A 26183-nucleotide genomic window follows, 5' to 3' on the forward strand; every position below is an offset into this window, starting at 1 on the left:
ATAAATTGTTAAAGAGCAGTTGCGACGCGCTTCAGCGCTCTGTCGCGAGGTGGCGTATATTACGCTTTCCTCTTTCAGAGTCAACCCGTTATTTCAGGATTTTTTCTCTTCAACCGACCGGGTAGTCTGTGAAGTGATTCACATCTGCCGTGTCGATGGAGGCGCATTATAGGGATCCCAGTTTTTAGCACAAGTATTTTTTAGATCTTTTTTTCCAACTGATGATTTTCCGTGCTTTTCGCTGAAAACCCACCCGATCCGCTTAAAAATTGACGCATTTTGCCTTGCCTCGCTCCAGGAATACGATCAAAGTCTTCTTTAATAACGCTCATCTGTATCGAGGTAGATATGTTTGCAGTATTACGTCCTTATAAACATCTGTTCCCCCAAAAAGGCGATCGCGTGATGATCGATGCCAGCAGCGTGGTCATTGGTGATGTTCGCATGGCCGATGATGTCAGCATCTGGCCACTTGTCGCGATCCGGGGCGATGTTAACTACGTTGCAATCGGTGCACGCACCAATATTCAGGACGGCAGCGTGTTGCATGTGACTCATAAGTCATCTTATAACCCTGAGGGCAACCCGCTCATTATTGGGGAAGATGTTACCGTCGGCCATAAAGTGATGCTCCACGGCTGCACGATCGGTAACAGGGTTCTCGTTGGGATGGGATCGATTTTGCTGGATGGCGTCATTGTAGAAGATGACGTAATGATTGGCGCAGGGAGTCTTGTTCCGCAAAACAAGCGTCTTGAAAGTGGGTATCTCTATTTAGGCAGCCCGGTTAAACAGATCCGCCCCCTAAAAGAGACGGAGATCGAAGGATTGAAATACTCAGCGAACAATTACGTTAAATGGAAAAATGACTATCTGGATCAGGATAACCAGACCCAACCCTGATCGTCTTCCTGCTGATCGCGGATCAAATCGCTGGCATCCTCTTCCAGGTCCCAGCGATTTTCGCAAAAGACCGCTAACGGATCTGCCCCCCCAAAGCGCTGAAGCAACGTTTCCCCTTTAATCGCACAGGTGAGCTGCATTCCATGCACCAGCACCGGGAAACAAACCGCTTGCTTGTTTTCATCCCAGATTTCTCTGTCGGGAAAATGAATCGCCTGATTCACGCCGTCATTTCCTGTTTGAGCTTTTCAATCACCGGTTCTACTGCGGGTAACACGCCATGCCAGAGTAGCACCGCATGAGCCGCCTGCCCCACCAGCATTCCCAGACCATCAGCCACGTGTTTTGCCCCCTGTTGTTCGCACCAGGTCAGAAAGGGCGTTTTCCCTTTTTGATAAAACATGTCATAGGCGTAGATGTGGGAATGAATCAGGGATGCAGGAATCGCCGGGATCTCTCCATTAATACCGCTTGAGGTGGCATTAATCACAAGATCAAATTCGTGACGCGCGAGATCGTCAGGTGCTACCGCAGCTACGCTGCCTGTGTGTGCGAACAACGCCGCCAGCTCTTCTGCTCTGGAGAAAGTACGGTTGGTGATTGTCACCGCACAATCCAGCGAAAGAAGAGGAAGCAATACGCCGCGCGAGGCGCCACCCGCGCCGATCAGCAGGATCCGAAAGCCTGGTTTAATAAACGACAATCGCTCCAGATCGCTGAGTAAACCAATCCCATCGGTGTTATCGCCCAGAAGGCGACCATCTTCAAGCCGCTTAAGAGTATTGACGGCGCCAGCGAGCGACGCACGTTCGGTCAGTTCATCCGCGCGCCCGAAAGCCTCTTCTTTAAAAGGCACCGTGACGTTCGCACCTTTACCACCCGCATCAAAAAAGCTATTCAGCGTCGGTATAAATGCATCAACAGGCGCAAGAACCCGACCATACGGGTGATCTATATGCAATTGCTCCGCAAACAGCCGATGGATCAGAGGCGACTTGCTGTGCGCGATCGGGTTACCAAAAACAGCATAGGTTTCCATCACATTATCCCTGGCGAAAACGTTCGCCGGTCAAGGCATCGCGAATTTCTGACGGGTTAAGACGACCACCGGTTTCACCCACGGCTACCGGGAAATCATTCCCGAACTGCGCCAGAACTTCTTCGGTTGTCCGACAAGGGGGAAGCCCGGTCAGGTTGGCGCTGGTTGAAACCAGAGGTTTACCAAATGCCTGGCATAACTCCACCACCAGCGGATGGTCGGTGACGCGTACCGCGAGTGAATCGAAACGCCCGGTTAACCAGCGCGGCGTTGTCGGCTGTGCAGGAAAAACAAACGTCACGGGACCAGGCCACGCAGAGAAAATGGTTTCCCGCTGTGCAGGTGTCAGCATGGAATCATCAATATAAGGCTTAAGCTGCTCGTAGTTCGCAGCGATCAAAATCAATCCTTTTTCGACAGGCCGCTGTTTTAGCGCCAGCAGACGGTTAACGGCGACTTCGCTGTCAGGATCACACCCGACCCCGAAAACGGCTTCTGTTGGATAGGCGATGACTTCTTCTTTTTTCAGGATTTCCACCGCCTGCGCGATGGAGCCTGATGGCAGGTTATTATTCACTGATTTGATCCGCCGAAACCGGCTTTCCACATTGTTTACTGGCGCAAAAGCGTTTCAAGCCTTGCGCGGTTTTCTTCTCTATAAGTAACGGATAATCGCAATGAGAGCAGACGCCCGCTACTGGTTTGAAATTGATGACGAACTGGCATTCAGGATAGCGATCGCACGAATGGAAGGTCTTGCCATAACGAGAGCGCCGCTGCACCAATTGGCCACGCTGGCACTGAGGGCAGGCAATTGCCGTTTCATCTGGCTTATCAATTTGTTCCGTATGTTCACACTCCGGGTAGCGGCTGCATCCGATAAACATCCCGAACCGCCCCTGCCGCAGCGCCAGTTCACCGCCACAGAGAGGACAAAGCTGTCCCTCCAGAATTTTGACGATATGTCCATCCGCCTGGCTTTTCAGGGGACGGACATAATCACATTCCGGATAGTGTGAACAACCGAGAAACGGACCGTGTTTCCCGGACCGAATAACAAGTTCTGCCCCGCATTGTGGGCAGGGCTCGTTTTTATGCACCGTGAAGAGTGCTGATTTGGCCATAACAACTCTTGTTGCTGCACATAGAATTAATGCAGCATACCTTCATTCACTTCAAAGAGTAATTCTTCCATTTGCTGATAGGCATTTTCACAGCCTGGAATGTTGAACAGAACCATCAGGATCACCCATTTCAGATCTTCCAGTTCAAACTCAGCAGTATCCAGCGCCATGACGCGCTCTATCACCATCTCTCTCGTTTCGAGGTTTAGCACCTGAATCTGCTCGAGGAATAAAATGAATCCCCGGCAGCTGGCATCCAGCCTTTCACACTCTTCAGCTGTATAGATGCGCACAGACAATGGGTCAGAAGCAAGCTGCATCGGTTCGGCGAGGCCGTCCTGATAATCAGCCAACTTATCCAGCCACATCAACGCATTATATATATCTTCCCGCTCAAAACCTGCGTCGGTCAGATCCCGTGTTAATTTGTCCTGATCCACCTGCATTTCTGCTTCGTTGTGGATGTAAGTCTCAAACAAATACATCAGTACGTCGAACATGGCATGCCCTCCTTAATCGGACATAGCCGCCGGGTACAGCTGCGATCCACCCTGCTAACTCCAGTTCGAGTAGCTGTGCTACCGTTACTGGCACAGGTTGGCCGGCACGTTCAGCGACAACGTCAACAGGTGTTACCTCATCTCCTACGTTAGCCAGGAGCTTGGGAAATGGCAATGCTACTGCCTCCTGATCCGATGAAATATGTCGCTTTTGGAGATCATCCTGCAACCAATGCAGTCCATACTGCAAATTTTCAAGGATATCTTCTTTGCAGGTCACCAGCGTCGCCCCCTGTTTTATCAGCCAGTGAGGGCCTTCGCAGCCGGGGTTCCCCAACGGGCCGGGCAGCGCAAAAACTTCACGCCCCTGCTCCAGTGCGCACCTTGCGGTAACCAGCGATCCACTCCGAATCGCAGCTTCGACCACCAGCACACCCTGGCTTAACCCACTGATGATCCGGTTACGCCGTGGAAAGTTACCCGGTCTGGGCGGTGTTGAGAGTGAAAACTCAGACACTATTGCCCCCTCTGAAGCAATAAGTTGCTCAGCCAGAATATGATGACGACGCGGATAGAGACTAAAAAGACCATTGCCAAGCACGGCGACACTTCGCCCTTTTGCGGACAACGCCGCATGATGTGCTACACCGTCGATGCCGCAAGCCAGGCCACTGGTGATCGTAAAGCCACATTGGGACAGCTGTTCGCTCAGCATTTTCCCCCAACGCTCGCCATACCACGAGGGCGCACGGCTGCCCACTACCGCAAGCTGCATGCTATTAAGCACGTCAACGCGGCCTCTCACAAATAGCGCCCCGGGAAAATCAGGGATAGAACGCAACAATGGCGGGAAGCGAGGATCATCCGCCGTGAGAAGGTGGTTGTCGGCGTGTTCCAGCCATTCCAGACTACGTTCAAGCTCACTCTCGCTGAACGAAAAAAACTTTACGGCATGTTTGGGCGAAAGCCCTGACGCGTTGACGGCTTCAGCATCGACGGTTGCCTGGCGAAGCAGCCTCTGCGCAATCTCCAGCATCGCATCACCGTATAACGACCCGATGTTTATAAGCCGTAACCATATCTCTGTGGACGTCATCCTTTTCCCTGCCATAAGCAGCCTCAGCAATCTTTGCGATTGGTCACTGATGCTGTCAATCGACCGGGGATTTGTCTAGAATAGAAGTAATATTCTTATCAACTCCTGAACACGACTCTGGAAATTTATGGCAGTTTTGCAAGTGTTACATATTCCTGACGAGCGCCTTCGCATCGTCGCGGAACCGGTTAAAGAAGTGAATGCAGAAATTCAGCGTATCGTCGATGATATGTTCGATACCATGTACGCTGAAGAAGGCATTGGCCTTGCCGCGACCCAGGTAGACATTCACAAACGTATTATTGTGATCGACGTTTCTGAAAATCGTGATGAGCGCCTGGTGCTGATCAACCCTGAGCTGCTGGAAAAAAGCGGCGAAACAGGTATTGAGGAAGGCTGTCTGTCTATCCCTGAACAGCGCGCTTTGGTGCCACGTGCCGAAAAAGTTAAAATCCGCGCACTGGATCGTGACGGCAATCCGTTTGAGCTGGAAGCCGACGATCTGCTGGCAATTTGCATTCAGCATGAGATGGATCACCTGGTCGGTAAACTGTTTATCGATTACCTCTCACCTCTGAAGCAACAGCGTATTCGTCAGAAAGTTGAGAAACTGGATCGTTTGCGTTCTCGCGCTTAACGCCCCCGGATACAAGGAATAACGTGTCTACATCACTACGTATAATCTTCGCGGGTACCCCTGATTTTGCAGCGCGTCATCTCGACGCGCTGTTAACGTCTGGCCATCAGATTGTTGGCGTATTTACTCAGCCGGACCGTCCGGCTGGCCGCGGTAAAAAACTGATGCCTGGCCCGGTTAAGGTACTGGCAGAAACACATGGTTTACCGGTTTTCCAGCCTGCGTCATTACGACCTGAGGAAAACCAGAAGTTAGTGGCAGACCTGAACGCGGACGTGATGGTAGTTGTGGCTTACGGCCTCATTCTGCCGAAAGCGGTACTTGATATGCCCCGCCTTGGCTGTGTTAACGTTCATGGTTCTTTGCTCCCACGCTGGCGTGGTGCAGCCCCTATTCAGCGCGCTCTGTGGGCAGGCGATGCTGAAATTGGCGTGACAATCATGAAGATGGACGTAGGTTTAGACACGGGCGACATGCTGTATAAACTGGCGTGTCCCATCACCGCAGAAGATACCAGCGCCACGCTGTATGACAAGCTGGCGGATCTCGGCCCGCAGGGGCTGATTGAGACGCTGCAACAGCTTGCTGACAATACAGCGACACCTGAAGTGCAGGATGAGGCACAGGTGACCTATGCTGAGAAACTGAGTAAAGAAGAAGCCCGGATCGACTGGTCCCTGTCAGCAGCTCAACTCGAACGCTGCATCCGCGCCTTTAATCCATGGCCGATGAGCTGGTTGATGATTGATGAGCAGCCAGTGAAAGTCTGGAAAGCTTCAGTTATTAACGGCAATGCATCGGCAGAGCCCGGTACGATTATCGACGCCAGCAAAAACGGTATCCAGGTTGCGACCGGAGAAGGGATACTGAATCTTGAATCGCTGCAACCGGCCGGTAAAAAGGCAATGAGCGCGCAGGATCTATTAAATTCTCGTCGTGAATGGTTCATCCCTGGCAATCGCCTTGCCTGAACAAATTTATTCTTAAGGCCCGGTGTTTCCGGGCATTTTTATTTTTACGGTTATGAAAAGACAAAATCTACGCACTATGGCGGCTCAGGCCGTTGAGCAGGTTATCGAGCAGGGCCAGTCACTGAGTAATGTCCTGCCTCCACTGCAACAAAAGGTTTCCGATAAAGACAAAGCCCTGCTCCAGGAGCTGTGCTTTGGCGTGCTGCGCACCCTCTCTCAGCTTGAGTGGTTGATTAACAAGCTGATGTCACGCCCGATGAGCGGCAAGCAGCGTACCGTGCATTATTTGATCATGGTCGGTTTCTACCAGCTTCTTCATACCCGCATTCCACCTCATGCTGCGCTGGCCGAGACAGTGGAGGGTGCCGTTGCGATTAAACGTCCTCAGCTAAAAGGATTGATCAACGGCGTGCTGCGTCAGTTCCAGCGTCAGCAGGACGAACTGCTGGCAGAATTTGCGCAAAGCGAAGCGCGCTTCCTTCACCCTGAATGGCTGCTGAATCGCCTTAAAAAAGCCTACCCACAGCAATGGCAAGACATTGTGGATGCCAATAATCAACGTCCGCCGATGTGGTTACGCGTCAATCGTAACCATCATACACGCGACGCATGGCTGGCCCTGCTGGAAGAGGCCGGAATGAGCGGCTTCACACACGCTGCTTATCCTGATGCGGTTCGTTTAGCCTCCCCTGCACCGGTACATGCATTACCCGGTTTTGAAGAGGGCTGGGTAACGGTACAGGACGCATCTGCTCAGGGCTGCATGACCTGGCTTGAGCCGAAAGACGGGGAGCAGATCCTCGATCTCTGTGCAGCGCCAGGGGGGAAAACAACGCACATCCTGGAAGTGGCGCCGCAGGCCAGCGTGATGGCCGTGGATGTTGATGAGCAGCGCCTTTCACGCGTCTATGACAACCTTAAGCGTCTGGGTATGAAAGCACAGGTTAAGCAAGGCGATGGACGCAAACCCGCTGACTGGTGTGGTGATACCCGGTTCGATCGCATTTTGCTGGACGCCCCCTGCTCAGCAACCGGCGTGATTCGTCGTCATCCCGATATCAAATGGCTGCGTCGCGATCGTGATATCAAGGAGCTTGCCCAGTTGCAATCCGAAATTCTGGATGCCATCTGGCCGCATCTCAAACCCGGCGGAACCCTGGTGTATGCAACCTGCTCTGTTCTCACGGAAGAGAACAGTCAGCAAATTGCGGCTTTCCTGAAACGCACCCCGGACGCTACGCTGCACGATACGGGAACGCCTGAGCACCCGGGTCTGCAAAACCTGCCGGGCGCAGAAGAGGGTGATGGCTTCTTTTACGCTAAGCTAATCAAAGAGTGATGTTGAGAACAGGTCACGAAAGATGAAAATTATCATTCTGGGCGCAGGGCAAGTTGGCGGAACGCTGGCGGAAAATCTCGTGGGCGAAAACAACGATATCACCATTGTGGATACCAATGGCGATCGCCTGCGCGTTTTGCAGGACAAGTTCGACCTCCGCGTTGTTCAGGGGCACGGCTCTCATCCACGTGTGCTTCGGGAAGCGGGCGCGGACGATGCCGACATGCTGGTTGCAGTAACCAGTTCTGATGAAACCAACATGGTTGCATGTCAGGTGGCCTACTCGCTTTTCAACACCCCAAACCGCATCGCCCGCATTCGTTCTCCGGACTATGTCCGGGATGCGGAAAAGCTGTTTAATTCCGAAGCAGTACCCATCGACCATCTTATTGCGCCTGAACAGCTGGTTATCGACAGTATTTATCGTCTGATTGAGTACCCGGGCGCGTTGCAGGTTGTGAACTTTGCTGAAGGGAAAGTAAGCCTGGCGGTCGTGAAGGCTTATTACGGGGGCCCGCTGATTGGTAATGCCCTGTCGACAATGCGCGAGCATATGCCACATATCGATACGCGTGTTGCGGCGATTTTCCGTCACGACAGACCTATTCGTCCGCAAGGTTCCACCATTGTAGAAGCCGGGGATGAAGTCTTCTTTATTGCGGCTTCTCAGCATATCCGTGCGGTGATGAGTGAACTACAGCGTCTCGAAAAACCGTATAAACGTATTATGCTGGTTGGCGGCGGTAATATTGGCGCAGGTCTGGCGAGACGGCTGGAAAAAGACTACAGCGTGAAGCTGATCGAACGGGATCAACAACGCGCGTCAGAGCTGGCTGAAAAACTTCAGAATACCATCGTGTTTTATGGCGATGCTTCGGATCAGGAATTGCTGGCCGAAGAGCATATCGATCAGGTTGATCTTTTTATTGCCGTCACCAACGACGACGAAGCGAATATTATGTCCGCCATGCTCGCTAAACGTATGGGGGCGAAAAAAGTTATGGTGCTTATCCAGCGTAAGGCTTATGTCGATCTGGTACAGGGTAGCGTAATTGATATTGCTATTTCACCCCAGCAAGCCACCATCTCTGCCCTGCTAAGCCATGTGCGTAAAGCGGATATTGTCGGCGTGTCATCTCTTCGTCGTGGTGTTGCTGAAGCCATTGAAGCCGTCGCTCACGGGGATGAAACGACGTCACGCGTTGTTGGTCGCGCAATCGATGAAATTAAACTTCCACCAGGCACCATTATCGGCGCAGTAGTGCGAGGTAATGATGTGATGATCGCCAATGATTATTTACGTATTGAGCAGGGTGACCACGTTATTATGTTCCTGACCGATAAAAAATTTATTACCGACGTCGAGCGTTTATTCCAGCCAAGCCCGTTCTTCCTGTAATGATTTGGGTGCTCAGACGAGGGCACCCAAATATTAACCTTCTAATTTTCATGCCTTTTATTTTTCATAACGATTATTTATCCCCAATGGCAATTAGCTAATCATTTGTTAAACTTATAGGCGTCAGCTGGCACAAGGAGAACATAATGAGTTTTATTAAAGAATTTCGCGAATTTGCGATGCGCGGGAATGTGGTGGATTTGGCTGTGGGTGTCATTATTGGTGCGGCGTTCGGTAAGATCGTTTCATCATTAGTCGCCGACATTATTATGCCGCCGTTAGGACTGTTGATTGGAGGCATTGATTTCAAACAATTCGCCTTTACCCTTCGGGAAGCTCAGGGCGATATCCCTGCGGTTGTAATGCACTACGGCGTATTCATTCAGAACGTATTTGATTTCGTGATCGTGGCATTTGCCATTTTCATGGCGATCAAACTTATCAACAGACTTAACCGTAAAAAAGAAGAACCGGCTGCTGCCCCGCCAGCACCAACTAAAGAAGAAGTCTTACTGACTGAAATTCGCGATCTGTTAAAAGAGCAGAATAACCGCGTTTAATGAGGCGAGAGAAACAGAAAGGCCAGTGGTAAAAAAGCGATTAGCTTGCTTGCCACTGGCCTCCCAGTTACCACGTTGTGCATGTTTACCTTTACGCAAATAACTCCCTTTTCCCTTCTTGTTCTTCTCAACACGCTGTCTAAAAAGCGGGTCGTGAAGCAATGCCTCAATGGCGTTATCCTTAATTTGTCCCTTAGTATGCTGATAGCGGCTCATCATTTCTCCTGAGCATAGTTAATGTCGGCGGGAGTCTAGTCCGTGGCTGATAAAAAATCAACAACCCTGAGTTTCACTACTGGCGCCCTGTTCAAGGGCTTCCAGTATTGAGCAATAAACACTGCTGTGAGCAGTACCGCAGCACGCGTCATTCAGCCTTTGTAGAGATCGTTGCATGGCCTGCAGCTCCTGAATTCGTCCTTCAACTTCATCCAGCCGGGCCTGAACGATGCTTTTAGATTCCTGACACGTATGATGTTCAGGATCGATACGGATCGACAGCAGTTCACGGATCGACTCCAGCGTGAAGCCGAGTTGCCGGGCATAGCGGATAAAACGAAGGCGTTGCAGGTCGTTATCCGTATAAAGGCGAAATCCACCTTCTGTTCTGACCTCATGATCGATCATCTGCTGCTTTTCGTAGTAGCGGATAGTATCCGGCGTTACGTTAGCAAGCTTCGCAAGTTCACCTATGCGGTACATGGCTACTCCTCGTTTATTTTTTGCATTAACCTTTCACTGTACTCACCATGCAAAAAGTCAGTATTCATTCCCGTCTGGCGCAGTTTTAGCTCGATGAGCGCTAACCGACGACTGATTTCGGAGTACCGCGGGTCATTCTTATGAATGCCTTTAAGCAGATCGGCAAGCTCGACGGCTTCATTGCGTTGCTGAAGTTCAGGGGGTAAACAACCTGCGTTTTTCAGTAAGCGATAACCGGCCCGTAATTCAGGGGGAATGTGTGAATTATCGTCCAGCACCAGTGGCTCACCGCTACCGGGGAGATTTTCAAACTCGCCTTTGTTTTGGGCATCGCTAATATGGCGTTCAGCCCACTGATCGAGCAACCACATAATGAACTCCAGGGGATGAGCAGAAAAGATACAGACATTGTAGATAAGTGGAGATTCTGCGGATATAAAAAAACCCGCCGAGGCGGGTTTTTTTACGTTACTACAGATTACTCTGCAGCAGCTTCTGCTTTCTCTGAACGATCAACCAGCTCGATGTAAGCCATCGGCGCGTTGTCGCCTGCACGGAAGCCACACTTCAGAATGCGAGTGTAACCACCGGCACGGCTCGCGAAACGCGGGCCCAGTTCGTTAAACAGTTTTGCCACGATCTCGTTATCACGAGTACGGGCGAATGCCAGACGACGATTAGCAACGCTGTCAGTCTTGGCAAGAGTAATCAGCGGCTCAACTACGCGACGCAGCTCTTTCGCTTTAGGCAGGGTCGTCTTGATGATTTCATGACGAACCAGTGAACCTGCCATGTTGCGGAACATAGCCTGGCGATGGCTGCTGTTGCGGTTCAGTTGACGACCACTCTTACGATGGCGCATGACCTTATCCTTCTCAGTAAAACCTTAACCTGTGATCCGGTTACTCGTCAGCAATGCTTGCTGGTGGCCAGTTTTCCAGGCGCATGCCCAGAGACAGACCACGTGAAGCCAGCACGTCTTTAATCTCGGTAAGAGATTTTTTACCCAGGTTCGGCGTTTTCAGCAACTCAACCTCGGTACGCTGTACCAGATCACCGATATAGTGGATAGCTTCTGCCTTGAGGCAGTTAGCAGAGCGGACAGTCAATTCCAGATCGTCAACAGGGCGCAGCAGGATCGGATCGAATTCTGGTTTCTCTTCTTTCACTTCCGGCTGACGTACATCACGTAAGTCAACGAAAGCTTCCAGTTGTTCTGCCAGGATGGTTGCCGCACGACGAATCGCCTCTTCAGGATCGATTGTGCCATTGGTTTCCATTTCGATGACCAGCTTGTCCAGGTCGGTACGCTGTTCTACACGCGCTGCTTCAACATTGTAGGCAATACGCTCTACAGGGCTGTAGCATGCGTCGACCAGCAGACGGCCGATTGGGCGCTCATCTTCTTCCGAATGAATTCGGGCAGAAGCCGGCACATAACCACGACCGCGCTGAACTTTGATACGCATGCTAATAGCTGCGTTCTCATCGGTCAGGTGGCAGATCACGTGCTGCGGCTTGACGATTTCAACATCACCGTCGTGGGTGATGTCGGCTGCAGTCACAGGGCCAATGCCAGATTTATTCAGAGTAAGAATAACTTCATCTTTACCCTGAACTCTCACCGCCAGCCCTTTCAGGTTGAGCAGGATTTCAAGGATATCTTCCTGAACGCCTTCTTTGGTGCTGTACTCATGAAGTACACCATCAATCTCAACCTCGGTCACCGCGCAACCCGGCATCGATGAGAGCAGAATACGGCGCAGTGCGTTACCCAGAGTATGGCCAAAGCCACGCTCTAAAGGCTCAAGGGTCACCTTGGCGTGCGTCGAACTCACTTGCTCGATATCTACCAGGCGCGGTTTTAGAAACTCTGTCACAGAACCCTGCATTGTGTCCTCTCTTTGGTACTAAGCTTTACTTGGAGTAAAGCTCGACGATCAGGTGTTCGTTAATGTCCGCAGACAGATCAGAACGCTCAGGCTGACGCTTGAACGTACCTTCCATCTTGCCAGCATCAACTTCCAGCCAGGTTGGCTTTTCACGCTGCTCAGCCAGCTCCAGAGCGGCTTTCACGCGAGATTGCTTTTTCGCTTTCTCACGAATGCTAACAACGTCATTCGCTTTAACCTGATAAGAAGCGATGTTAACAACACGACCGTTTACCATGATTGCTTTATGGCTAACCAACTGGCGTGATTCAGCACGAGTCGCGCCGAAGCCCATACGGTATACAACGTTGTCCAGACGACCTTCCAGCAGAGCCAGCAGGTTTTCACCTGTGTTGCCTTTCAGACGTGCTGCTTCTTTATAGTAGTTACGGAACTGACGCTCCAGCACACCGTAGATACGGCGAACTTTTTGCTTTTCACGCAACTGCACACCATAGTCAGACAGACGCGGTTTACGCGCACCGTGCTGGCCAGGAGCTTGTTCAATTTTACACTTGGTATCGATCGCGCGAACGCCAGACTTAAGGAATAAGTCGGTGCCCTCACGACGGCTCAGCTTGAGCTTAGGACCCAAATATCTTGCCATTTTCTATCTCCAACTAACCTAAAAAACGAGCGTTATACGCGACGTTTTTTCGGCGGACGACAACCGTTATGAGGGATCGGAGTCACATCAGTAATATTCGTGATGCGGAAACCAGCGGCGTTCAGAGCGCGAACAGTAGATTCACGACCCGGACCCGGACCTTTAACCATAACTTCCAGATTCTTGATGCCGTATTCTTTTACGGCTTCAGCGCAACGCTCTGCTGCAACCTGAGCTGCGAACGGAGTGGATTTGCGAGAACCACGGAAACCGGAACCACCGGCTGTTGCCCAACCCAATGCGTTACCCTGACGATCAGTAATAGTAACGATGGTGTTGTTGAAAGAAGCATGGATATGAGCCACGCCGTCAGAGACTTGTTTTCTTACACGTTTACGTGCACGAACTGGTGCCTTTGCCATTATTCAATCACCCCGATTATTTCTTGATCGGTTTGCGCGGACCCTTACGGGTACGTGCGTTGGTCTTAGTACGCTGACCGCGCACTGGCAGACCACGACGATGACGCAAACCGCGATAGCAACCAAGATCCATCAGGCGCTTGATGCTCATGCTGATTTCACGGCGCAGATCACCTTCAACGACAAATTTGGCAACTTCGTCACGCAGCGTGTCGATTTGTTCTTCAGACAGCTCACTGATCTTAACATCTTCAGCGATACCCGCTGCAGCCAGAATGGCTTTGGAACGGGTCTTGCCGACGCCGTAGATCGAAGTTAATGCGATCACAGCATGTTTCTGATCAGGAATGTTAATGCCTGCTATACGGGCCACTATGCACTCCTACTATTTAATATGTACGCACCATGCTGAAAAGCCCGTTTTCAGGATACTCAAATGGAAACGTACAGACATACAAAAGATTGGCTGGCTAATCTAGCCAGCTCAACCCAACTTTGCAAGAAAAATATGCGAAATAATCAGCCTTGGCGCTGTTTATGCTTCGGCTCGGCACTGCAAATCACACGGATGACACCATCACGCTTAACGATTTTGCAGTTACGGCATAATTTCTTGACGGAAGCACGAACTTTCATTTTTACTCTCCGTAACTTCTCAGACGACCATTTAGCGGCCGTAGCCTTTCAGGTTCGCCTTCTTCAATGCAGACTCATACTGACTGGACATCATCAGAGTTTGCACTTGAGCCATAAAGTCCATAATCACGACAACAACGATAAGCAGTGAGGTCCCACCGAAGTAGAACGGTACTTTCATTGCATCACGCATGAACTCCGGGATCAGGCAGATAAAAGTAATATAAAGCGCACCAACCAAAGTCAGGCGAGTCATTACTTTATCGATATACTTCGCCGTTTGCTCTCCCGGACGAATTCCTGGTACAAATGCACCGGACTTCTTCAGGTTATCTGCTGTTTCACGCGGGTTGAAGACCAACGCCGTGTAGAAGAAACAGAAGAAGATGATCGCAGACGCATAGAGTAACACATAAAGTGGTTGCCCAGGCTGCAAATACAGCGAAATTGTTGTCAGCCAGTTCCAACCAGTACCGCCCCCGAACCATGACGCGATGGTTGCCGGGAACAGAATAATACTGGAAGCGAAGATAGCCGGGATAACCCCCGCCATATTCACTTTCAGCGGTAAATGTGTGCTCTGTGCAGCATAGACACGACGACCCTGCTGACGTTTAGCGTAGTTCACCACAATGCGGCGTTGACCACGTTCAACGAAGACAACAAAGAACGTCACTGCAAATACTAATACTGCAACCAACAGCAACAGGAGGAAGTGCAGGTCGCCTTGACGCGCTTGCTCGATAGTATGGGCGATGGCCGGCGGGAGACCCGCAACGATACCGGCGAAGATAATGATTGAGATACCGTTACCGATACCTCGTTCAGTAATCTGTTCGCCGAGCCACATCAGGAACATGGTCCCTGTGACCAGACTTACAACAGCGGTGAAATAGAATGCAAAGCCTGGGTTTAATACCAGGCCCTGCATACCAGGCATATTCGGAAGACCGGTAGCAATACCGATCGACTGGAATATTGCCAGCACCAGAGTGCCGTAACGGGTGTACTGGCTAATCTTACGACGTCCAGACTCCCCTTCTTTCTTCAACTCTGCCAGGGCCGGATGAACGACCGTCAGCAGTTGGATAATAATCGATGCCGAAATGTACGGCATAATACCCAGTGCGAAAATAGAAGCACGGCTGAGAGCACCACCAGAGAACATGTTGAACATTTCAATGATGGTGCCTCGCTGTTGCTCAAGCAGTTTGGCAAGTACAGCGGCATCAATACCAGGGATCGGAATAAAAGAGCCAATACGGAACACAATCAGCGCGCCGATTACAAACAGCAGTCTGCGTTTCAGCTCGCCAAATCCACCTTTGGCACTTTGAAAATCTAATCCCGGTTGCTTAGCCATCTGCTACTTATTCCTCAATTTTACCGCCAGCAGCTTCGATAGCAGCACGAGCACCTTTAGTAACACGCAGGCCACGAACAGTTACCGGAGTAGAAACTTCACCAGACAGGATCACTTTCGCGAACTCGATCTGGATACCGATAATGTTAGCTGCTTTCAGCGTATTCAGGTCTACAACGCCGCCTTCAACTTTCGCCAGGTCAGACAGACGGATTTCCGCTGTAATCGCTGCTTTGCGAGAGGTGAAGCCGAACTTCGGCAGACGACGGTACAGTGGCATCTGGCCACCCTCGAAACCGCGACGTACGCCACCGCCAGAACGAGAGTTCTGACCTTTGTGACCACGACCACCGGTTTTGCCGAGGCCAGAACCGATACCACGACCCAGGCGTTTACCCGCCTTTTTAGAGCCTTCGGCCGGAGACAGAGTATTTAAACGCATCTCTTACTCCTCAACTTTAACCATGAAGTAAACCGCGTTGACCATACCACGAACAGCAGGAGTATCCTCGCGCTCAACGGTATGACCAATACGACGCAGACCCAGGCCAAGCAGCGTTGCCTTGTGTTTCGGCAGACGACCGATTGCACTGCGGGTTTGAGTGATTTTAATAGTCTTTGCCATGGTCAATTACCCCAGAATTTCTTCAACGGATTTACCACGCTTGGCAGCGACCATTTCTGGAGAATTCATATTTTCCAGGCCATCAATAGTTGCACGAACCACGTTGATCGGGTTGGTGGAACCATATGCTTTAGCCAGAACGTTATGAACTCCAGCAACTTCCAGAACGGCGCGCATTGCACCACCGGCGATGATACCGGTACCTTCGGAAGCTGGCTGCATGAATACACGAGAACCCGTGTGAACACCTTTAACTGGGTGTTGCAGGGTACCGTTGTTCAGCGCGACGTTAATCATATTGCGACGGGCTTTTTCCATCGCTTTCTGGATCGCTGCTGGAACTTCACGCGCTTTACCGTAACCAAAACCAACGCGACCGTTACCATCACCCACTACAGTCAGAGCTGTGAAGGAGAAAATACGACCACCTTTAACGGTTTTAGATACGCGGTTTACCGCGATCAGCTTTTCCTGCAGTTCGCCAGCCTGTTTTTCGATGTGAGCCATCTTACACCTCTACCTTAGAACTGAAGGCCAGCTTCACGGGCAGCATCTGCCAGTGCCTGGACACGACCATGATATTGGAACCCGGAACGGTCAAAGGAAACATTGCTGATGCCTTTTTCCAGAGCGCGTTCTGCAACAGCTTTACCTACAGCTGCAGCGGCGTCTTTGTTACCGGTATACTTCAATTGTTCTGAGATAGCTTTTTCTACAGTAGAAGCAGCTACCAGAACTTCAGAACCGTTCGGTGCAATTACCTGTGCGTAAATATGACGCGGGGTACGATGTACCACCAGGCGAGTTGCACCCAGCTCTTTGAGCTTGCGGCGTGCGCGGGTCGCACGACGGATACGAGCAGATTTCTTATCCATAGTGTTACCTTACTTCTTCTTAGCCTCTTTGGTACGCACGACTTCGTCGGCGTAACGAACACCCTTGCCTTTATAAGGCTCAGGACGACGGTAGGCGCGCAGATCTGCTGCAACCTGACCGATCAGCTGTTTATCAGCGCCTTTCAGCACGATTTCAGTCTGAGTCGGGCATTCTGCAGTGATTCCGGCCGGCAGCGGATGCTCAACAGGGTGTGAGAAGCCCAGAGACAGGCCTACTGCATTCCCTTTGATAGCTGCACGATAACCTACACCAACCAGCTGAAGCTTTTTAGTGAAGCCTTCGGTAACACCAACAACCATTGAGTTCAGCAGGGCACGCGCGGTACCAGCCTGAGCCCATCCATCCACGAAACCATCACGTGGACCGAAGGTCAGAGCGTTATCTGCATGTTTAACTTCAACAGCTTTGTTGAGGGTACGAGTCAGCTCGCCGTTTTTACCTTTGATCGTAATAACCTGACCGTCGATTTTGACATCAACGCCGGCAGGAATAACGACCGGTGCTTTAGCAACACGAGACATTCTTTCCTCCGATTAGGCTACGTAGCAGATAATTTCGCCACCAAGACCAGCCTGGCGCGCTGCACGATCAGTCATAACACCTTTAGAGGTAGAAACAACTGCGATACCAAGACCAGCCATTACTTTTGGCAGCTCATCTTTTTTCTTATAGATGCGCAGGCCTGGGCGGCTGACACGCTGAATGCTTTCTACAACAGCTTTACCCTGGAAATACTTGAGAGTAAGTTCCAGTTCCGGCTTGGTGTCGCCTTCAACTTTAAAATCTTCGATAAAACCTTCTTCCTTCAGCACGTTGGCAATTGCCACTTTCAGCTTGGCGGAAGGCATGGTGACCGCAACTTTGTTCGCGGCCTGACCGTTACGGATACGGGTCAGCATATCCGCGATCGGATCTTGCATGCTCATCTGTCTTTACTCCCGTGATTCAATTGGTAATTACCAGCTAGCCTTTTTCAAGCCTGGTACTTCACCGCGCATGGCGGCTTCACGCAGTTTGATACGGCTCAACCCAAACTTGCCCACATAACCATGTGGACGACCTGTTTGACGACAGCGGTTACGCTGACGAGACGGGCTGGAATCACGCGGCAGAGACTGCAGCTTGAGAACCGCATTCCAACGATCTTCGTCGGAAGCGTTCACATCAGAAATGATCGCTTTCAGTTCAGCGCGTTTAGCGAAGAATTTATCAGCTAAAGCTACGCGCTTTACTTCGCGTGCTTTCATTGATTGCTTAGCCATTCAGTAACCCTACCTTACTTGCGGAACGGGAAGTCAAAGGCAGCCAGCAGAGCACGGCCTTCTTCATCAGATTTCGCAGTAGTGGTAATGGTAATATCCAAACCACGCACGCGGTCGACTTTATCGTAGTCGATTTCTGGGAAGATGATCTGCTCACGGACACCCATGCTGTAGTTACCACGACCGTCGAAAGACTTAGCGGACAAGCCACGGAAGTCACGGATACGTGGAACAGCAATAGTGATCAGGCGCTCAAGGAACTCCCACATGCGTTCGCCACGCAGAGTTACTTTACAGCCGATCGGATAGCCCTGACGGATTTTGAAGCCTGCAACAGATTTGCGTGCTTTGGTGATCAGCGGTTTTTGACCGGAGATTGCTGTCAGGTCAGCTGCTGCGTTATCCAGCAGTTTCTTGTCAGCGATCGCTTCACCAACACCCATGTTCAGGGTGATCTTCTCGACCCGAGGGACTTGCATGACAGAATTGTAGCTAAACTCAGTCATGAGTTTGTTAACTACTTCGTCTTTGTAGTAATCATGCAGTTTCGCCATCGTACTACTCCAAATTACTTGATAGTTTCGCTGTTAGACTTGAAGAAACGGACTTTTTTGCCGTCTTCGAATCTAAAGCCTACACGGTCAGCCTTACCGGTAGCCGCATTGAAGATTGCAACGTTAGAAACCTGAATAGCAGCTTCTTTTTCAACGATGCCGCCTGGTTGGTTCAGGGCCGGAACCGGCTTCTGATGTTTCTTAACCAGGTTGATACCTTCAACGACGAGTTTGCCGGAAGACAGAACATTTTTTACTTTACCGCGTTTACCTTTATCTTTACCGGTTAACACGATAACTTCGTCATCACGACGGATTTTCGCTGCCATGATTCGCTCCTTAGAGTACTTCTGGTGCCAGAGAGATAATTTTCATGAACTTCTCAGTACGAAGTTCACGAGTTACCGGCCCAAAGATACGCGTGCCGATAGGCTGCTCGCTGTTATTGTTTAAAATAACGCATGCATTACCATCGAAGCGAATGACAGAACCGTCAGGGCGACGAACACCCTTCTTGGTGCGCACCACTACCGCCTTCAGCACATCACCTTTTTTGACCTTACCACGTGGAATTGCTTCCTTGATGGTGATCTTGATGATGTCGCCTACGCCTGCGTAGCGACGGTGCGAGCCACCCAGAACCTTGATACACATTACGCGACGTGCACCGGAGTTGTCGGCGACGTTCAGCATAGTCTGTTCTTGGATCATTTTAGTGCTCCGCTAATGTCAACTACTACCTGAGACTCTAAAATCAGAGCCGTTAAAAAGCCCCATATCGAGGGCGCGGCATTATAACACCGCTTCTGCAATATGGGTAGAAAAAATAAACGGCTCATTGCTGAGCCGTTTATTCGTATTGAGAATGCGTACTCTATTACAGAACCGCTTTCTCTACAACGCGAACCAGCGTCCAGGACTTAGTCTTGGACAGTGGACGGCATTCACGGATTTCAACCTTGTCGCCGATACCACATTCGTTGTTCTCGTCATGTACGTGCAGTTTGGTCGTACGCTTGATGAATTTACCGTAGATCGGGTGTTTCACAAAACGTTCGATAGCTACAACAATGGATTTCTCCATTTTATCGCTAACAACACGACCTTGCAGAGTACGGATTTTATCGGTCATTACGCACCCGCCTTCTGAGTCAGTAAAGTCTTAACGCGCGCAACATTGCGACGCACTTGCTTCAGCAGGTGAGTCTGTTGCAGCTGGCCACTTGCAGCCTGCATACGCAGGTTGAACTGCTCACGCAGCAGGTTCAGCAGCTCAGCGTTCAGCTCTTCAACGCTTTTTTCACGCAGCTCTTTTGCTTTCATTACATCACCGTCTTAGTTACAAAGGTGGTTTTGATAGGCAGTTTCGCTGCTGCCAGGCCGAAGGCTTCACGGGCCAGCTCTTCCGGAACACCGTCCATTTCATAAAGGACTTTGCCCGGTTGGATCAAGGCAACCCAGTACTCCACGTTACCTTTACCTTTACCCATACGAACTTCCAGTGGCTTCTCGGTGATCGGTTTGTCCGGGAATACACGGATCCAGATCTTACCTTGACGCTTAACTGCACGGGTCATTGCACGACGTGCTGCTTCGATCTGACGTGCAGTCAGACGACCACGGCCAACAGCTTTCAGACCGAAAGTGCCGAAGCTAACATCCGTACCCTGCGCCAGACCACGGTTGCGGCCTTTGTGCACTTTACGGAATTTTGTACGCTTTGGTTGTAACATCAGCGACGCTCCTTATTTACGGCCTTTACGCTGCTGCTTTTTAGGTTGAGCAGCCGGTTTTTCCGGTTGTTCAACAGCAGCCATACCACCCAGGATCTCACCTTTGAAGATCCATACCTTAACGCCGATTACACCGTAAGTGGTGTGCGCTTCAGAGGTGTTGTAGTCGATGTCAGCACGCAGAGTGTGCAGCGGTACGCGACCTTCGCGGTACCATTCGGTACGTGCGATTTCCGCGCCGCCCAGACGGCCGCTAACTTCAACTTTGATACCCTTAGCGCCCAGACGCATTGCGTTCTGTACAGCACGCTTCATAGCACGACGGAACATAACACGACGTTCCAGCTGAGAAGTGATGCTGTCAGCAACCAATTTAGCGTCCAGTTCAGGCTTACGAACTTCAGCGATATTGATCTGTGCAGGAACGCCAGCGATATCCGCTACGACCTTGCGCAGTTTTTCTACGTCTTCGCCTTTCTTACCGATAACGATACCAGGGCGAGCAGTGTGAATAGTCACACGGATGCTCTTAGCTGGACGCTCGATAACGATACGAGATACAGACGCTTTAGCCAGTTCCTTAGTCAGGTACTGACGTACTTTAAAATCGCTGTCCAGGTTGTCAGCGAATTCTTTGGTGTTCGCAAACCAGGTAGAGTTCCATGGTTTTACAATACCCAGGCGAATACCATTAGGATGTACTTTCTGACCCATTGCTAGTCTCCAGAGTCTCAGCGATCGGACACAACCACAGTAATGTGGCTGGTGCGCTTCAGGATGCGATCTGCACGACCTTTCGCACGCGGCATAATGCGCTTCATGCTTGGGCCTTCATCTACGAAAATTTTCGCGACTTTCAGATCGTCGATGTCAGCGCCATCGTTGTGTTCAGCGTTAGCAATGGCAGATTCCAGTACTTTCTTGACCAATACCGCAGCTTTCTTGTTGGTATAGGTCAGGATGTCCAGGGCCTGCGACACTTTCTTACCGCGAATCAGGTCAGCAACAAGGCGAACCTTCTGTGCAGAAGAACGAGCATGGCGATGTTGAGCTAAAGTTTCCATCTCTTCCTCCTACCTTATTTCTTCTTCGCTTTTTTATCAGCAGCGTGGCCGCGATAAGTACGAGTCGGTGCGAATTCACCCAGTTTGTGACCAACCATTTCGTCGGTAACAAAGACTGGAACGTGCTGACGACCATTATGGACAGCGATGGTCAAACCGATCATGTTAGGAAAGATCGTTGAACGACGGGACCAAGTGCGCAGGGGCTTCTTGTCTCCGCTTTCCACCGCTTTCTCTACCTTCTTCAGCAAGTGCAGGTCAATAAAAGGACCTTTCTTGAGAGAACGTGGCATGGCTTATCCTCTAAAATTATTTGCTACGGCGACGTACGATAAATTTATCAGTACGCTTGTTGCTGCGGGTCTTCTTACCTTTGGTCTGAACGCCCCACGGAGTTACCGGGTGCTTACCAAAGTTACGACCTTCACCACCACCATGTGGGTGATCGACTGGGTTCATCGCAGTACCGCGAACGGTAGGACGAACACCACGCCAGCGTGCAGCACCAGCTTTACCCAGAACGCGCAGCATATGCTCAGCATTGCCAACTTCGCCCAGAGTAGCGCGGCAGTCTGCTTCGACTTTACGCATTTCACCAGAACGCAGACGCAGGGTGACATAAGCACCGTCACGCGCAACGATCTGAACGTAAGTACCCGCGGAACGCGCCAGCTGACCGCCTTTACCTGGTTTCATTTCTACGTTATGAACGGTAGAACCAACCGGGATATTGCGCATCGGCAGGGTGTTGCCTGCTTTGATTGCAGCATCAACGCCAGACTGAATCTGGTCGCCAGCTTTCAGGCCTTTAGGGGCCAGGATGTAACGGCGTTCGCCATCTTTGTACAGAACCAGCGCGATGTTCGCGGAACGGTTCGGATCGTACTCAAGACGCTCAACAACTGCTGGGATACCGTCTTTGTTGCGTTTGAAGTCAACAATACGATAAGCCTGCTTGTGGCCACCACCGATGTGACGAGTGGTGATACGGCCATTGTTGTTACGACCACCGGATTTGCTGTTTTTTTCCAGCAACGGAGCAAAAGGTTTGCCCTTGTGCAGCTCAGGGTTAACCACTTTAACTACGTGGCGACGACCCGGAGATGTCGGTTTACATTTAACAACTGCCATTGTATTACTCCTCCGACTTACTCAGCGCCGCCAACGAAGTCCAGGTTCTGGCCTTCTTTCAGGGTGACGTAAGCTTTTTTCCAGTCGCTACGACGACCGATACGCTGTCCGTGACGTTTAACTTTCCCTTTAACTACCAGGGTGTTAACGACTTCGACTTCGACTTCAAACAGTTTCTGCACAGCAGCTTTGATCTCTGCTTTGGTCGCGTCTTTAGCAACTTTGAGAACGATGGTGTTTGTTTTTTCCATCGCAGTAGACGCTTTTTCAGAAACGTGCGGTGCGCGCAGCACCTTCAGCAGACGTTCTTCACGAATCATGCCAGCATCTCCTCAACTTGCTTAACAGCATCAGCAGTCATTACGACTTTGTCGAAGGCGATCAGGCTAACCGGGTCGATACCAGTCGCGTCGCGTACGTCAACCTTGTGCAGGTTACGCGCGGCCAGGAACAGGTTCTCGTCCAGCTCACCGGTGATGATCAGCACATCTTCCAGAGCCATGTCTTTCAGTTTCTGTGCCAGCAGCTTAGTTTTAGGCGCTTCAACAGAGAACTTCTCGACAACGATCAGACGATCCTGACGTACCAGTTCGGACAGGATGCTTTTCAGCGCGCCGCGGTACATCTTTTTGTTAACTTTTTGACTGTGGTCCTGTGGACGCGCAGCGAAGGTCACGCCACCTGAACGCCAGATCGGGCTCTTGATAGAACCTGAACGCGCACGGCCGGTACCTTTCTGGCGCCATGGCTTTTTGCCTGAACCAGTTACTTCAGCACGAGTCTTCTGAGCACGAGTACCCTGACGAGCACCAGCTGCATAAGCAACAACAACCTGGTGAACCAGCGCTTCGTTGAAATCACGACCGAAGGTAGTTTCGGAAACAGTCAGCGCGCTCTGCGCGTCTTTCAATACTAATTCCATTGCTATCCCCTTACGCCTTCACAGCTGGTTTAACGATCAGGTCGCTACCGGTTGCACCCGGGACCGCACCTTTAACCAGCAGCAGGTTGCGCTCAGCGTCAACACGTACTACGTCCAGGCTCTGAACGGTTACACGTTCGTTGCCCAGCTGACCTGCCATTTTCTTGCCTTTGAACACTTTGCCCGGAGTCTGGTTCTGACCGATAGAACCCGGAACGCGGTGAGACAAGGAGTTACCGTGAGTAGCGTCCTGGGTACGGAAGTTCCAGCGCTTAACGGTACCAGCAAAACCTTTACCTTTAGAGGTACCGGTTACGTCAACTTTTTTAACGTCAGCAAACAGCTCAACGCTAATGTCCTGACCTACGGTGAACTCTTCGCCTTCAGCAAGACGGAATTCCCACAGACCACGGCCAGCTTCTACGCCAGCTTTAGCGAAGTGACCCGCTTCTGGTTTGGTTACACGGTTAGCTTTTTTAGCACCAGTGGTCACCTGAACAGCGCGGTAGCCATCGTTAGCCAGATCTTTAACCTGGGTAACGCGGTTTGCTTCAACTTCGATTACGGTTACTGGGATTGAAACGCCATCTTCAGTGAAGATGCGGGTCATGCCCACTTTTTTACCGACTAAACCAATCATTGTATCAACCTCTCAATCGCTCGATGACCTGATTAACCCAGGCTGATCTGCACGTCTACACCGGCAGCCAGATCCAGACGCATCAGAGCATCAACGGTTTTCTCAGTTGGCTCAACGATGTCAACCAGACGCTTGTGAGTGCGGATCTCGTACTGATCACGCGCATCTTTGTTAACGTGCGGAGAGATCAGAACGGTAAAGCGCTCTTTGCGGGTCGGCAGCGGGATCGGACCACGGACTTGCGCACCAGTGCGCTTAGCAGTCTCGACGATTTCCGCGGTTGATTGATCGATCAGACGATGATCAAACGCTTTAAGGCGGATACGGATTCTTTGGTTCTGCATGAGACCAGAGCTCCAATTATTTTATAAACGAAAATGATTACTCCTCAAACCCATTACGATTGATGGGAGAGTGTAACCGTTCTTACGTAGCTCCCCAATTGGGAGCATTGTTGAGTAACAAAGTGAGCTACTCTGGTTCAGATTGAACCCGCCGTCAATTACGACAAGCCCGCGCATTATACGTAAATCAGCGAAAGACGCAAGTGCCGTTTAGAAATTAAGCGCCAAAGTCGTACTCTGCGTAAGGCCTCGCAATTTTTTATGCAAAGTATCCCTTCACAACTCTTTGTCTGAAGCCGCTATGCAATTGTTGTTTTTACACATTGCCGGGCATGCAGATTATTACGAGTATGCGCACAAACCATTTTGAGGCTCTCGCTATGCTAATGTCCCTCCCCTTTCTGCTGATCTATTTTGCGTTATCGGCCTTGCTTGTACGCACCGATATTCGCACGGGGCTGCTTCCCGATAAATTCCTTTGCCCGCTGCTATGGACGGGCCTGCTCTACCAGCTTTGTCTTCATCCTGGTTTTTTGCCGAGCGCGGTACTGGGTGCGACCGCAGGATACGCCGGATTCGCCGTTATCTATTGGGGATATCGACTCATCTGCCGATGTGAAGGGATGGGGTATGGCGACATAAAATATCTGGCGGCGCTGGGAGCATGGCATGGCTGGTGTGTACTGCCAGTACTGGCATTAGTGGCCGCGTTAATGGCTCTGCTGTATCTGGTTGGTTTCTCGTTGTTCAACCCTGATAAGCAGGCATTAAAAAACCCACTGCCTTTTGGGCCATTTCTGGCGGCAGCGGGTTTATGCGTTGGCTGGGAAAGCCTGATTAACTTTCCACTTTGATCTGAGACTGAAGGTAGTTCTGTAGGCCAATTTTGCTAATGAGATCCAGTTCGGTCTCAAGCCAGTCGATGTGCCCTTCTTCATCGGCCAGGATCTGGATCATCATATCCCGGCTGACGTAGTCATGTACGCTGTCTGCATAGGCAATGGCTTCACGCAGGTCTTTTGCACCCTCCAGCTCTAGCCGGAGATCAGAACGCAGCATCTCTTCAACATCTTCTCCGATGCCCAGTTTTCCGAGATCCTGTAGGTTAGGAATGCCTTCGAGGAATAAAATACGCTCAATATATTTATCGGCGTGTTTCATTTCATCAATGGACTCATGGTATTCAACATCGTTGAGGCGAGTCAGTCCCCAGTTTTTGAACATTCTTGCATGGAGAAAATACTGATTGATTGCGACAAGCTCATTTCCCAATAATTTATTGAGATAACTTATGATTTTAACATCACCTTTCATTATATAGTCCCTCCGCTTCCACTCATTGAAGCGTAGATCGGGCTACGGGGATGTCAAAAAAAAGATGGAGGCTTACGCGATCTCTTTGAATTCCGGGATCTGCATCAGTTCGTCCTGCATGATCTCACGCGCTGCGCGAACGCATTTACCGCATTGATTTCCCACCGGAACAAACTTACGAAGCTGCTGGAAAGATTGTGGTTGAAACTGGCGAACGGCCTGACGAATTTTTTTGTCGCTTACACCATTACATAAACAAACGTACATAAAGACTCCCGTTCAAAATATGCGCAAAGTGTAAGTGAGAATGGTTATGATTACAATAGCACGGGCGTCGGAATACGTGGCGGGAGAAAGCAAAAAATGCGAATTTTTATGACAATGCCCAACGGCAGAAAACAAAAAAGGACGCCGAAGCGTCCTTTTTATTTCAGGGATAATTAATTAGCCCAGAACTTTAGCAACAACGCC

Annotated in this window: 46 protein-coding genes; 7 read left to right on the forward strand and 39 right to left on the reverse strand. The window is 50.6% G+C overall.

The genetic code is table 11. From position 1 onward, the window contains the following. Positions 1-348 precede the first annotated feature (348 nt). The gene (locus CKK19_RS24230) at positions 349-903 is read left to right on the forward strand and encodes a gamma carbonic anhydrase family protein (protein ID WP_032626749.1); all 555 of its coding nucleotides are present in this window, start codon (positions 349-351) and stop codon (positions 901-903) included. Here CKK19_RS24230 and CKK19_RS24235 read toward each other — a convergent pair. From CKK19_RS24235 to dprA, 6 genes are read right to left on the reverse strand one after another with little or no spacing between them, the layout of a single operon-like run. Continuing rightward, positions 879-1127 (reverse strand): DUF1488 domain-containing protein, encoded by a 249-nt coding sequence (locus tag CKK19_RS24235; protein WP_032626752.1) that lies wholly within the window; start codon positions 1125-1127, stop codon positions 879-881. The genes CKK19_RS24230 and CKK19_RS24235 overlap by 25 nt on opposite strands. Then, positions 1124-1942, reverse strand: coding sequence for a shikimate dehydrogenase (gene aroE, locus CKK19_RS24240; protein ID WP_032626754.1), 819 nt, complete (start codon positions 1940-1942; stop codon positions 1124-1126). Before aroE ends, CKK19_RS24235 begins: the two co-directional genes overlap by 4 nt. Positions 1943-1946: 4 nt before the next feature. Continuing rightward, positions 1947-2519 (reverse strand): L-threonylcarbamoyladenylate synthase type 1 TsaC, encoded by a 573-nt coding sequence (gene tsaC / locus CKK19_RS24245; RefSeq protein ID WP_022649580.1) that lies wholly within the window; start codon positions 2517-2519, stop codon positions 1947-1949. Continuing rightward, entirely contained in the window at positions 2512-3066 is a 555-nt protein-coding gene (locus tag CKK19_RS24250) for a type I DNA topoisomerase (RefSeq protein ID WP_023298754.1), read from the reverse strand. Before CKK19_RS24250 ends, tsaC begins: the two co-directional genes overlap by 8 nt. A gap of 26 nt (positions 3067-3092) precedes the next feature. Beyond that, positions 3093-3566: a DUF494 family protein Smg gene (gene smg, locus CKK19_RS24255; RefSeq protein ID WP_000460665.1), complete on the reverse strand. Its 474-nt coding sequence runs from the start codon at positions 3564-3566 to the stop codon at positions 3093-3095. Continuing rightward, positions 3538-4662, reverse strand: a complete 1125-nt coding sequence (dprA, locus tag CKK19_RS24260; protein WP_032626756.1) for a DNA-protecting protein DprA — start codon at positions 4660-4662, stop codon at positions 3538-3540. Before dprA ends, smg begins: the two co-directional genes overlap by 29 nt. A gap of 127 nt (positions 4663-4789) precedes the next feature. On the opposite strand from dprA, the gene def reads away from it, so the two are divergent. From def to mscL, 5 genes are all read left to right on the forward strand, one after another. Next, a complete protein-coding gene (gene def, locus CKK19_RS24265) occupies positions 4790-5299 on the forward strand; it encodes a peptide deformylase (protein WP_006812188.1) in 510 nt (169 codons plus the stop codon). Between the two features lie 23 nt (positions 5300-5322). Then, positions 5323-6270: a methionyl-tRNA formyltransferase gene (gene fmt, locus CKK19_RS24270; protein WP_063853922.1), complete on the forward strand. Its 948-nt coding sequence runs from the start codon at positions 5323-5325 to the stop codon at positions 6268-6270. Between the two features lie 52 nt (positions 6271-6322). Then, on the forward strand, positions 6323-7609 hold the full coding sequence (gene rsmB, locus CKK19_RS24275) for a 16S rRNA (cytosine(967)-C(5))-methyltransferase RsmB (protein ID WP_045622658.1): 1287 nt from the start codon (positions 6323-6325) through the stop codon (positions 7607-7609). A 22-nt stretch (positions 7610-7631) separates the two neighbouring features. Then, a complete protein-coding gene (gene trkA, locus CKK19_RS24280) occupies positions 7632-9008 on the forward strand; it encodes a Trk system potassium transporter TrkA (protein WP_063853923.1) in 1377 nt (458 codons plus the stop codon). A 146-nt stretch (positions 9009-9154) separates the two neighbouring features. Next, positions 9155-9568, forward strand: a complete 414-nt coding sequence (mscL, locus tag CKK19_RS24285) for a large-conductance mechanosensitive channel protein MscL (RefSeq protein ID WP_003863335.1) — start codon at positions 9155-9157, stop codon at positions 9566-9568. On the opposite strand, the gene CKK19_RS24290 is transcribed toward mscL, so the two are convergent. From CKK19_RS24290 to rpsJ, 31 genes are all read right to left on the reverse strand, one after another. Then, positions 9542-9784: an alternative ribosome-rescue factor A gene (locus CKK19_RS24290; protein WP_063853924.1), complete on the reverse strand. Its 243-nt coding sequence runs from the start codon at positions 9782-9784 to the stop codon at positions 9542-9544. The two genes, mscL and CKK19_RS24290, sit on opposite strands and share 27 nt — an antisense overlap. A gap of 57 nt (positions 9785-9841) precedes the next feature. Beyond that, entirely contained in the window at positions 9842-10267 is a 426-nt protein-coding gene (gene zntR, locus CKK19_RS24295) for a Zn(2+)-responsive transcriptional regulator (protein ID WP_003863328.1), read from the reverse strand. A 2-nt stretch (positions 10268-10269) separates the two neighbouring features. Next, positions 10270-10638: a DUF1992 domain-containing protein gene (locus CKK19_RS24300; RefSeq protein WP_063853925.1), complete on the reverse strand. Its 369-nt coding sequence runs from the start codon at positions 10636-10638 to the stop codon at positions 10270-10272. Positions 10639-10745: 107 nt separating this feature from the next. Next, the gene (gene rplQ, locus CKK19_RS24305; protein ID WP_001216368.1) at positions 10746-11129 is read right to left on the reverse strand and encodes a 50S ribosomal protein L17; all 384 of its coding nucleotides are present in this window, start codon (positions 11127-11129) and stop codon (positions 10746-10748) included. A 40-nt stretch (positions 11130-11169) separates the two neighbouring features. Then, positions 11170-12159, reverse strand: coding sequence for a DNA-directed RNA polymerase subunit alpha (locus tag CKK19_RS24310; protein ID WP_002919219.1), 990 nt, complete (start codon positions 12157-12159; stop codon positions 11170-11172). 25 nt (positions 12160-12184) lie between these two features. Next, entirely contained in the window at positions 12185-12805 is a 621-nt protein-coding gene (rpsD, locus tag CKK19_RS24315; protein WP_003863314.1) for a 30S ribosomal protein S4, read from the reverse strand. 32 nt (positions 12806-12837) lie between these two features. Next, positions 12838-13227 carry a 30S ribosomal protein S11 gene (rpsK, locus tag CKK19_RS24320; RefSeq protein ID WP_003863312.1) on the reverse strand — a complete coding sequence of 130 codons (390 nt, stop codon included), beginning with the start codon at positions 13225-13227 and terminating at the stop codon, positions 12838-12840. A 16-nt stretch (positions 13228-13243) separates the two neighbouring features. Beyond that, the gene (gene rpsM / locus CKK19_RS24325; RefSeq protein ID WP_003863308.1) at positions 13244-13600 is read right to left on the reverse strand and encodes a 30S ribosomal protein S13; all 357 of its coding nucleotides are present in this window, start codon (positions 13598-13600) and stop codon (positions 13244-13246) included. A 146-nt stretch (positions 13601-13746) separates the two neighbouring features. Then, on the reverse strand, positions 13747-13863 hold the full coding sequence (gene rpmJ / locus CKK19_RS24330) for a 50S ribosomal protein L36 (RefSeq protein WP_000868187.1): 117 nt from the start codon (positions 13861-13863) through the stop codon (positions 13747-13749). Positions 13864-13894: 31 nt separating this feature from the next. Continuing rightward, positions 13895-15226, reverse strand: coding sequence for a preprotein translocase subunit SecY (gene secY, locus CKK19_RS24335; protein ID WP_003863305.1), 1332 nt, complete (start codon positions 15224-15226; stop codon positions 13895-13897). Positions 15227-15233: 7 nt separating this feature from the next. Beyond that, on the reverse strand, positions 15234-15668 hold the full coding sequence (gene rplO / locus CKK19_RS24340; RefSeq protein WP_014885468.1) for a 50S ribosomal protein L15: 435 nt from the start codon (positions 15666-15668) through the stop codon (positions 15234-15236). Positions 15669-15671: 3 nt separating this feature from the next. After that, complete coding sequence (gene rpmD / locus CKK19_RS24345) at positions 15672-15851, reverse strand: 50S ribosomal protein L30 (protein ID WP_003863301.1); 180 nt, start codon at positions 15849-15851, stop codon at positions 15672-15674. 6 nt (positions 15852-15857) lie between these two features. Beyond that, the gene (rpsE, locus tag CKK19_RS24350) at positions 15858-16358 is read right to left on the reverse strand and encodes a 30S ribosomal protein S5 (RefSeq protein WP_003863299.1); all 501 of its coding nucleotides are present in this window, start codon (positions 16356-16358) and stop codon (positions 15858-15860) included. Positions 16359-16372: 14 nt separating this feature from the next. Beyond that, positions 16373-16726 (reverse strand): 50S ribosomal protein L18, encoded by a 354-nt coding sequence (gene rplR, locus CKK19_RS24355; RefSeq protein WP_003863297.1) that lies wholly within the window; start codon positions 16724-16726, stop codon positions 16373-16375. A 9-nt stretch (positions 16727-16735) separates the two neighbouring features. Beyond that, a complete protein-coding gene (gene rplF, locus CKK19_RS24360) occupies positions 16736-17269 on the reverse strand; it encodes a 50S ribosomal protein L6 (protein WP_003863296.1) in 534 nt (177 codons plus the stop codon). A gap of 12 nt (positions 17270-17281) precedes the next feature. After that, a complete protein-coding gene (gene rpsH / locus CKK19_RS24365) occupies positions 17282-17674 on the reverse strand; it encodes a 30S ribosomal protein S8 (RefSeq protein WP_006178918.1) in 393 nt (130 codons plus the stop codon). 30 nt (positions 17675-17704) lie between these two features. Continuing rightward, positions 17705-18010 (reverse strand): 30S ribosomal protein S14, encoded by a 306-nt coding sequence (gene rpsN / locus CKK19_RS24370; RefSeq protein WP_003863291.1) that lies wholly within the window; start codon positions 18008-18010, stop codon positions 17705-17707. A gap of 14 nt (positions 18011-18024) precedes the next feature. After that, the gene (gene rplE / locus CKK19_RS24375) at positions 18025-18564 is read right to left on the reverse strand and encodes a 50S ribosomal protein L5 (protein WP_022649589.1); all 540 of its coding nucleotides are present in this window, start codon (positions 18562-18564) and stop codon (positions 18025-18027) included. 14 nt (positions 18565-18578) lie between these two features. Beyond that, on the reverse strand, positions 18579-18893 hold the full coding sequence (gene rplX, locus CKK19_RS24380; RefSeq protein WP_003863287.1) for a 50S ribosomal protein L24: 315 nt from the start codon (positions 18891-18893) through the stop codon (positions 18579-18581). A gap of 10 nt (positions 18894-18903) precedes the next feature. Further along, positions 18904-19275 carry a 50S ribosomal protein L14 gene (rplN, locus tag CKK19_RS24385; RefSeq protein WP_002919748.1) on the reverse strand — a complete coding sequence of 124 codons (372 nt, stop codon included), beginning with the start codon at positions 19273-19275 and terminating at the stop codon, positions 18904-18906. A gap of 166 nt (positions 19276-19441) precedes the next feature. Beyond that, on the reverse strand, positions 19442-19696 hold the full coding sequence (gene rpsQ / locus CKK19_RS24390; protein ID WP_002438707.1) for a 30S ribosomal protein S17: 255 nt from the start codon (positions 19694-19696) through the stop codon (positions 19442-19444). After that, positions 19696-19887, reverse strand: a complete 192-nt coding sequence (gene rpmC, locus CKK19_RS24395; protein WP_003863282.1) for a 50S ribosomal protein L29 — start codon at positions 19885-19887, stop codon at positions 19696-19698. The genes rpsQ and rpmC overlap by 1 nt, the downstream gene beginning before the upstream one ends. Next, entirely contained in the window at positions 19887-20297 is a 411-nt protein-coding gene (rplP, locus tag CKK19_RS24400; protein ID WP_002919759.1) for a 50S ribosomal protein L16, read from the reverse strand. The genes rpmC and rplP overlap by 1 nt, the downstream gene beginning before the upstream one ends. A 12-nt stretch (positions 20298-20309) precedes the next feature. After that, positions 20310-21011 carry a 30S ribosomal protein S3 gene (gene rpsC / locus CKK19_RS24405; protein ID WP_000529945.1) on the reverse strand — a complete coding sequence of 234 codons (702 nt, stop codon included), beginning with the start codon at positions 21009-21011 and terminating at the stop codon, positions 20310-20312. A gap of 17 nt (positions 21012-21028) precedes the next feature. Further along, entirely contained in the window at positions 21029-21361 is a 333-nt protein-coding gene (rplV, locus tag CKK19_RS24410) for a 50S ribosomal protein L22 (protein WP_002919773.1), read from the reverse strand. A gap of 14 nt (positions 21362-21375) precedes the next feature. Further along, positions 21376-21654: a 30S ribosomal protein S19 gene (gene rpsS / locus CKK19_RS24415; protein WP_001138117.1), complete on the reverse strand. Its 279-nt coding sequence runs from the start codon at positions 21652-21654 to the stop codon at positions 21376-21378. Positions 21655-21670: 16 nt separating this feature from the next. Next, positions 21671-22492 carry a 50S ribosomal protein L2 gene (gene rplB / locus CKK19_RS24420; protein ID WP_000301859.1) on the reverse strand — a complete coding sequence of 274 codons (822 nt, stop codon included), beginning with the start codon at positions 22490-22492 and terminating at the stop codon, positions 21671-21673. Between the two features lie 17 nt (positions 22493-22509). Then, complete coding sequence (gene rplW / locus CKK19_RS24425; protein ID WP_000617546.1) at positions 22510-22812, reverse strand: 50S ribosomal protein L23; 303 nt, start codon at positions 22810-22812, stop codon at positions 22510-22512. Then, positions 22809-23414, reverse strand: a complete 606-nt coding sequence (gene rplD, locus CKK19_RS24430; protein ID WP_000424395.1) for a 50S ribosomal protein L4 — start codon at positions 23412-23414, stop codon at positions 22809-22811. The genes rplW and rplD overlap by 4 nt, the downstream gene beginning before the upstream one ends. 10 nt (positions 23415-23424) lie before the next feature. Beyond that, positions 23425-24054, reverse strand: a complete 630-nt coding sequence (gene rplC, locus CKK19_RS24435) for a 50S ribosomal protein L3 (RefSeq protein WP_006178923.1) — start codon at positions 24052-24054, stop codon at positions 23425-23427. 32 nt (positions 24055-24086) lie between these two features. After that, positions 24087-24398 carry a 30S ribosomal protein S10 gene (gene rpsJ, locus CKK19_RS24440; protein WP_001181005.1) on the reverse strand — a complete coding sequence of 104 codons (312 nt, stop codon included), beginning with the start codon at positions 24396-24398 and terminating at the stop codon, positions 24087-24089. A gap of 380 nt (positions 24399-24778) precedes the next feature. Here rpsJ and CKK19_RS24445 point away from each other — a divergent pair, with 380 nt between their 5' ends. Beyond that, positions 24779-25252 carry a prepilin peptidase gene (locus CKK19_RS24445; protein WP_063853926.1) on the forward strand — a complete coding sequence of 158 codons (474 nt, stop codon included), beginning with the start codon at positions 24779-24781 and terminating at the stop codon, positions 25250-25252. Here CKK19_RS24445 and bfr read toward each other — a convergent pair. Further along, the gene (bfr, locus tag CKK19_RS24450) at positions 25236-25712 is read right to left on the reverse strand and encodes a bacterioferritin (RefSeq protein WP_003863270.1); all 477 of its coding nucleotides are present in this window, start codon (positions 25710-25712) and stop codon (positions 25236-25238) included. The two genes, CKK19_RS24445 and bfr, sit on opposite strands and share 17 nt — an antisense overlap. Positions 25713-25784: 72 nt before the next feature. Next, complete coding sequence (gene bfd / locus CKK19_RS24455) at positions 25785-25979, reverse strand: bacterioferritin-associated ferredoxin (RefSeq protein WP_003863268.1); 195 nt, start codon at positions 25977-25979, stop codon at positions 25785-25787. Between the last annotated feature and the right edge of the window lie 204 nt (positions 25980-26183).

This window comes from Enterobacter sp. CCUG 70166 (assembly GCF_020224095.1).
Lineage (GTDB): Bacteria > Pseudomonadota > Gammaproteobacteria > Enterobacterales > Enterobacteriaceae > Enterobacter > Enterobacter intestinihominis.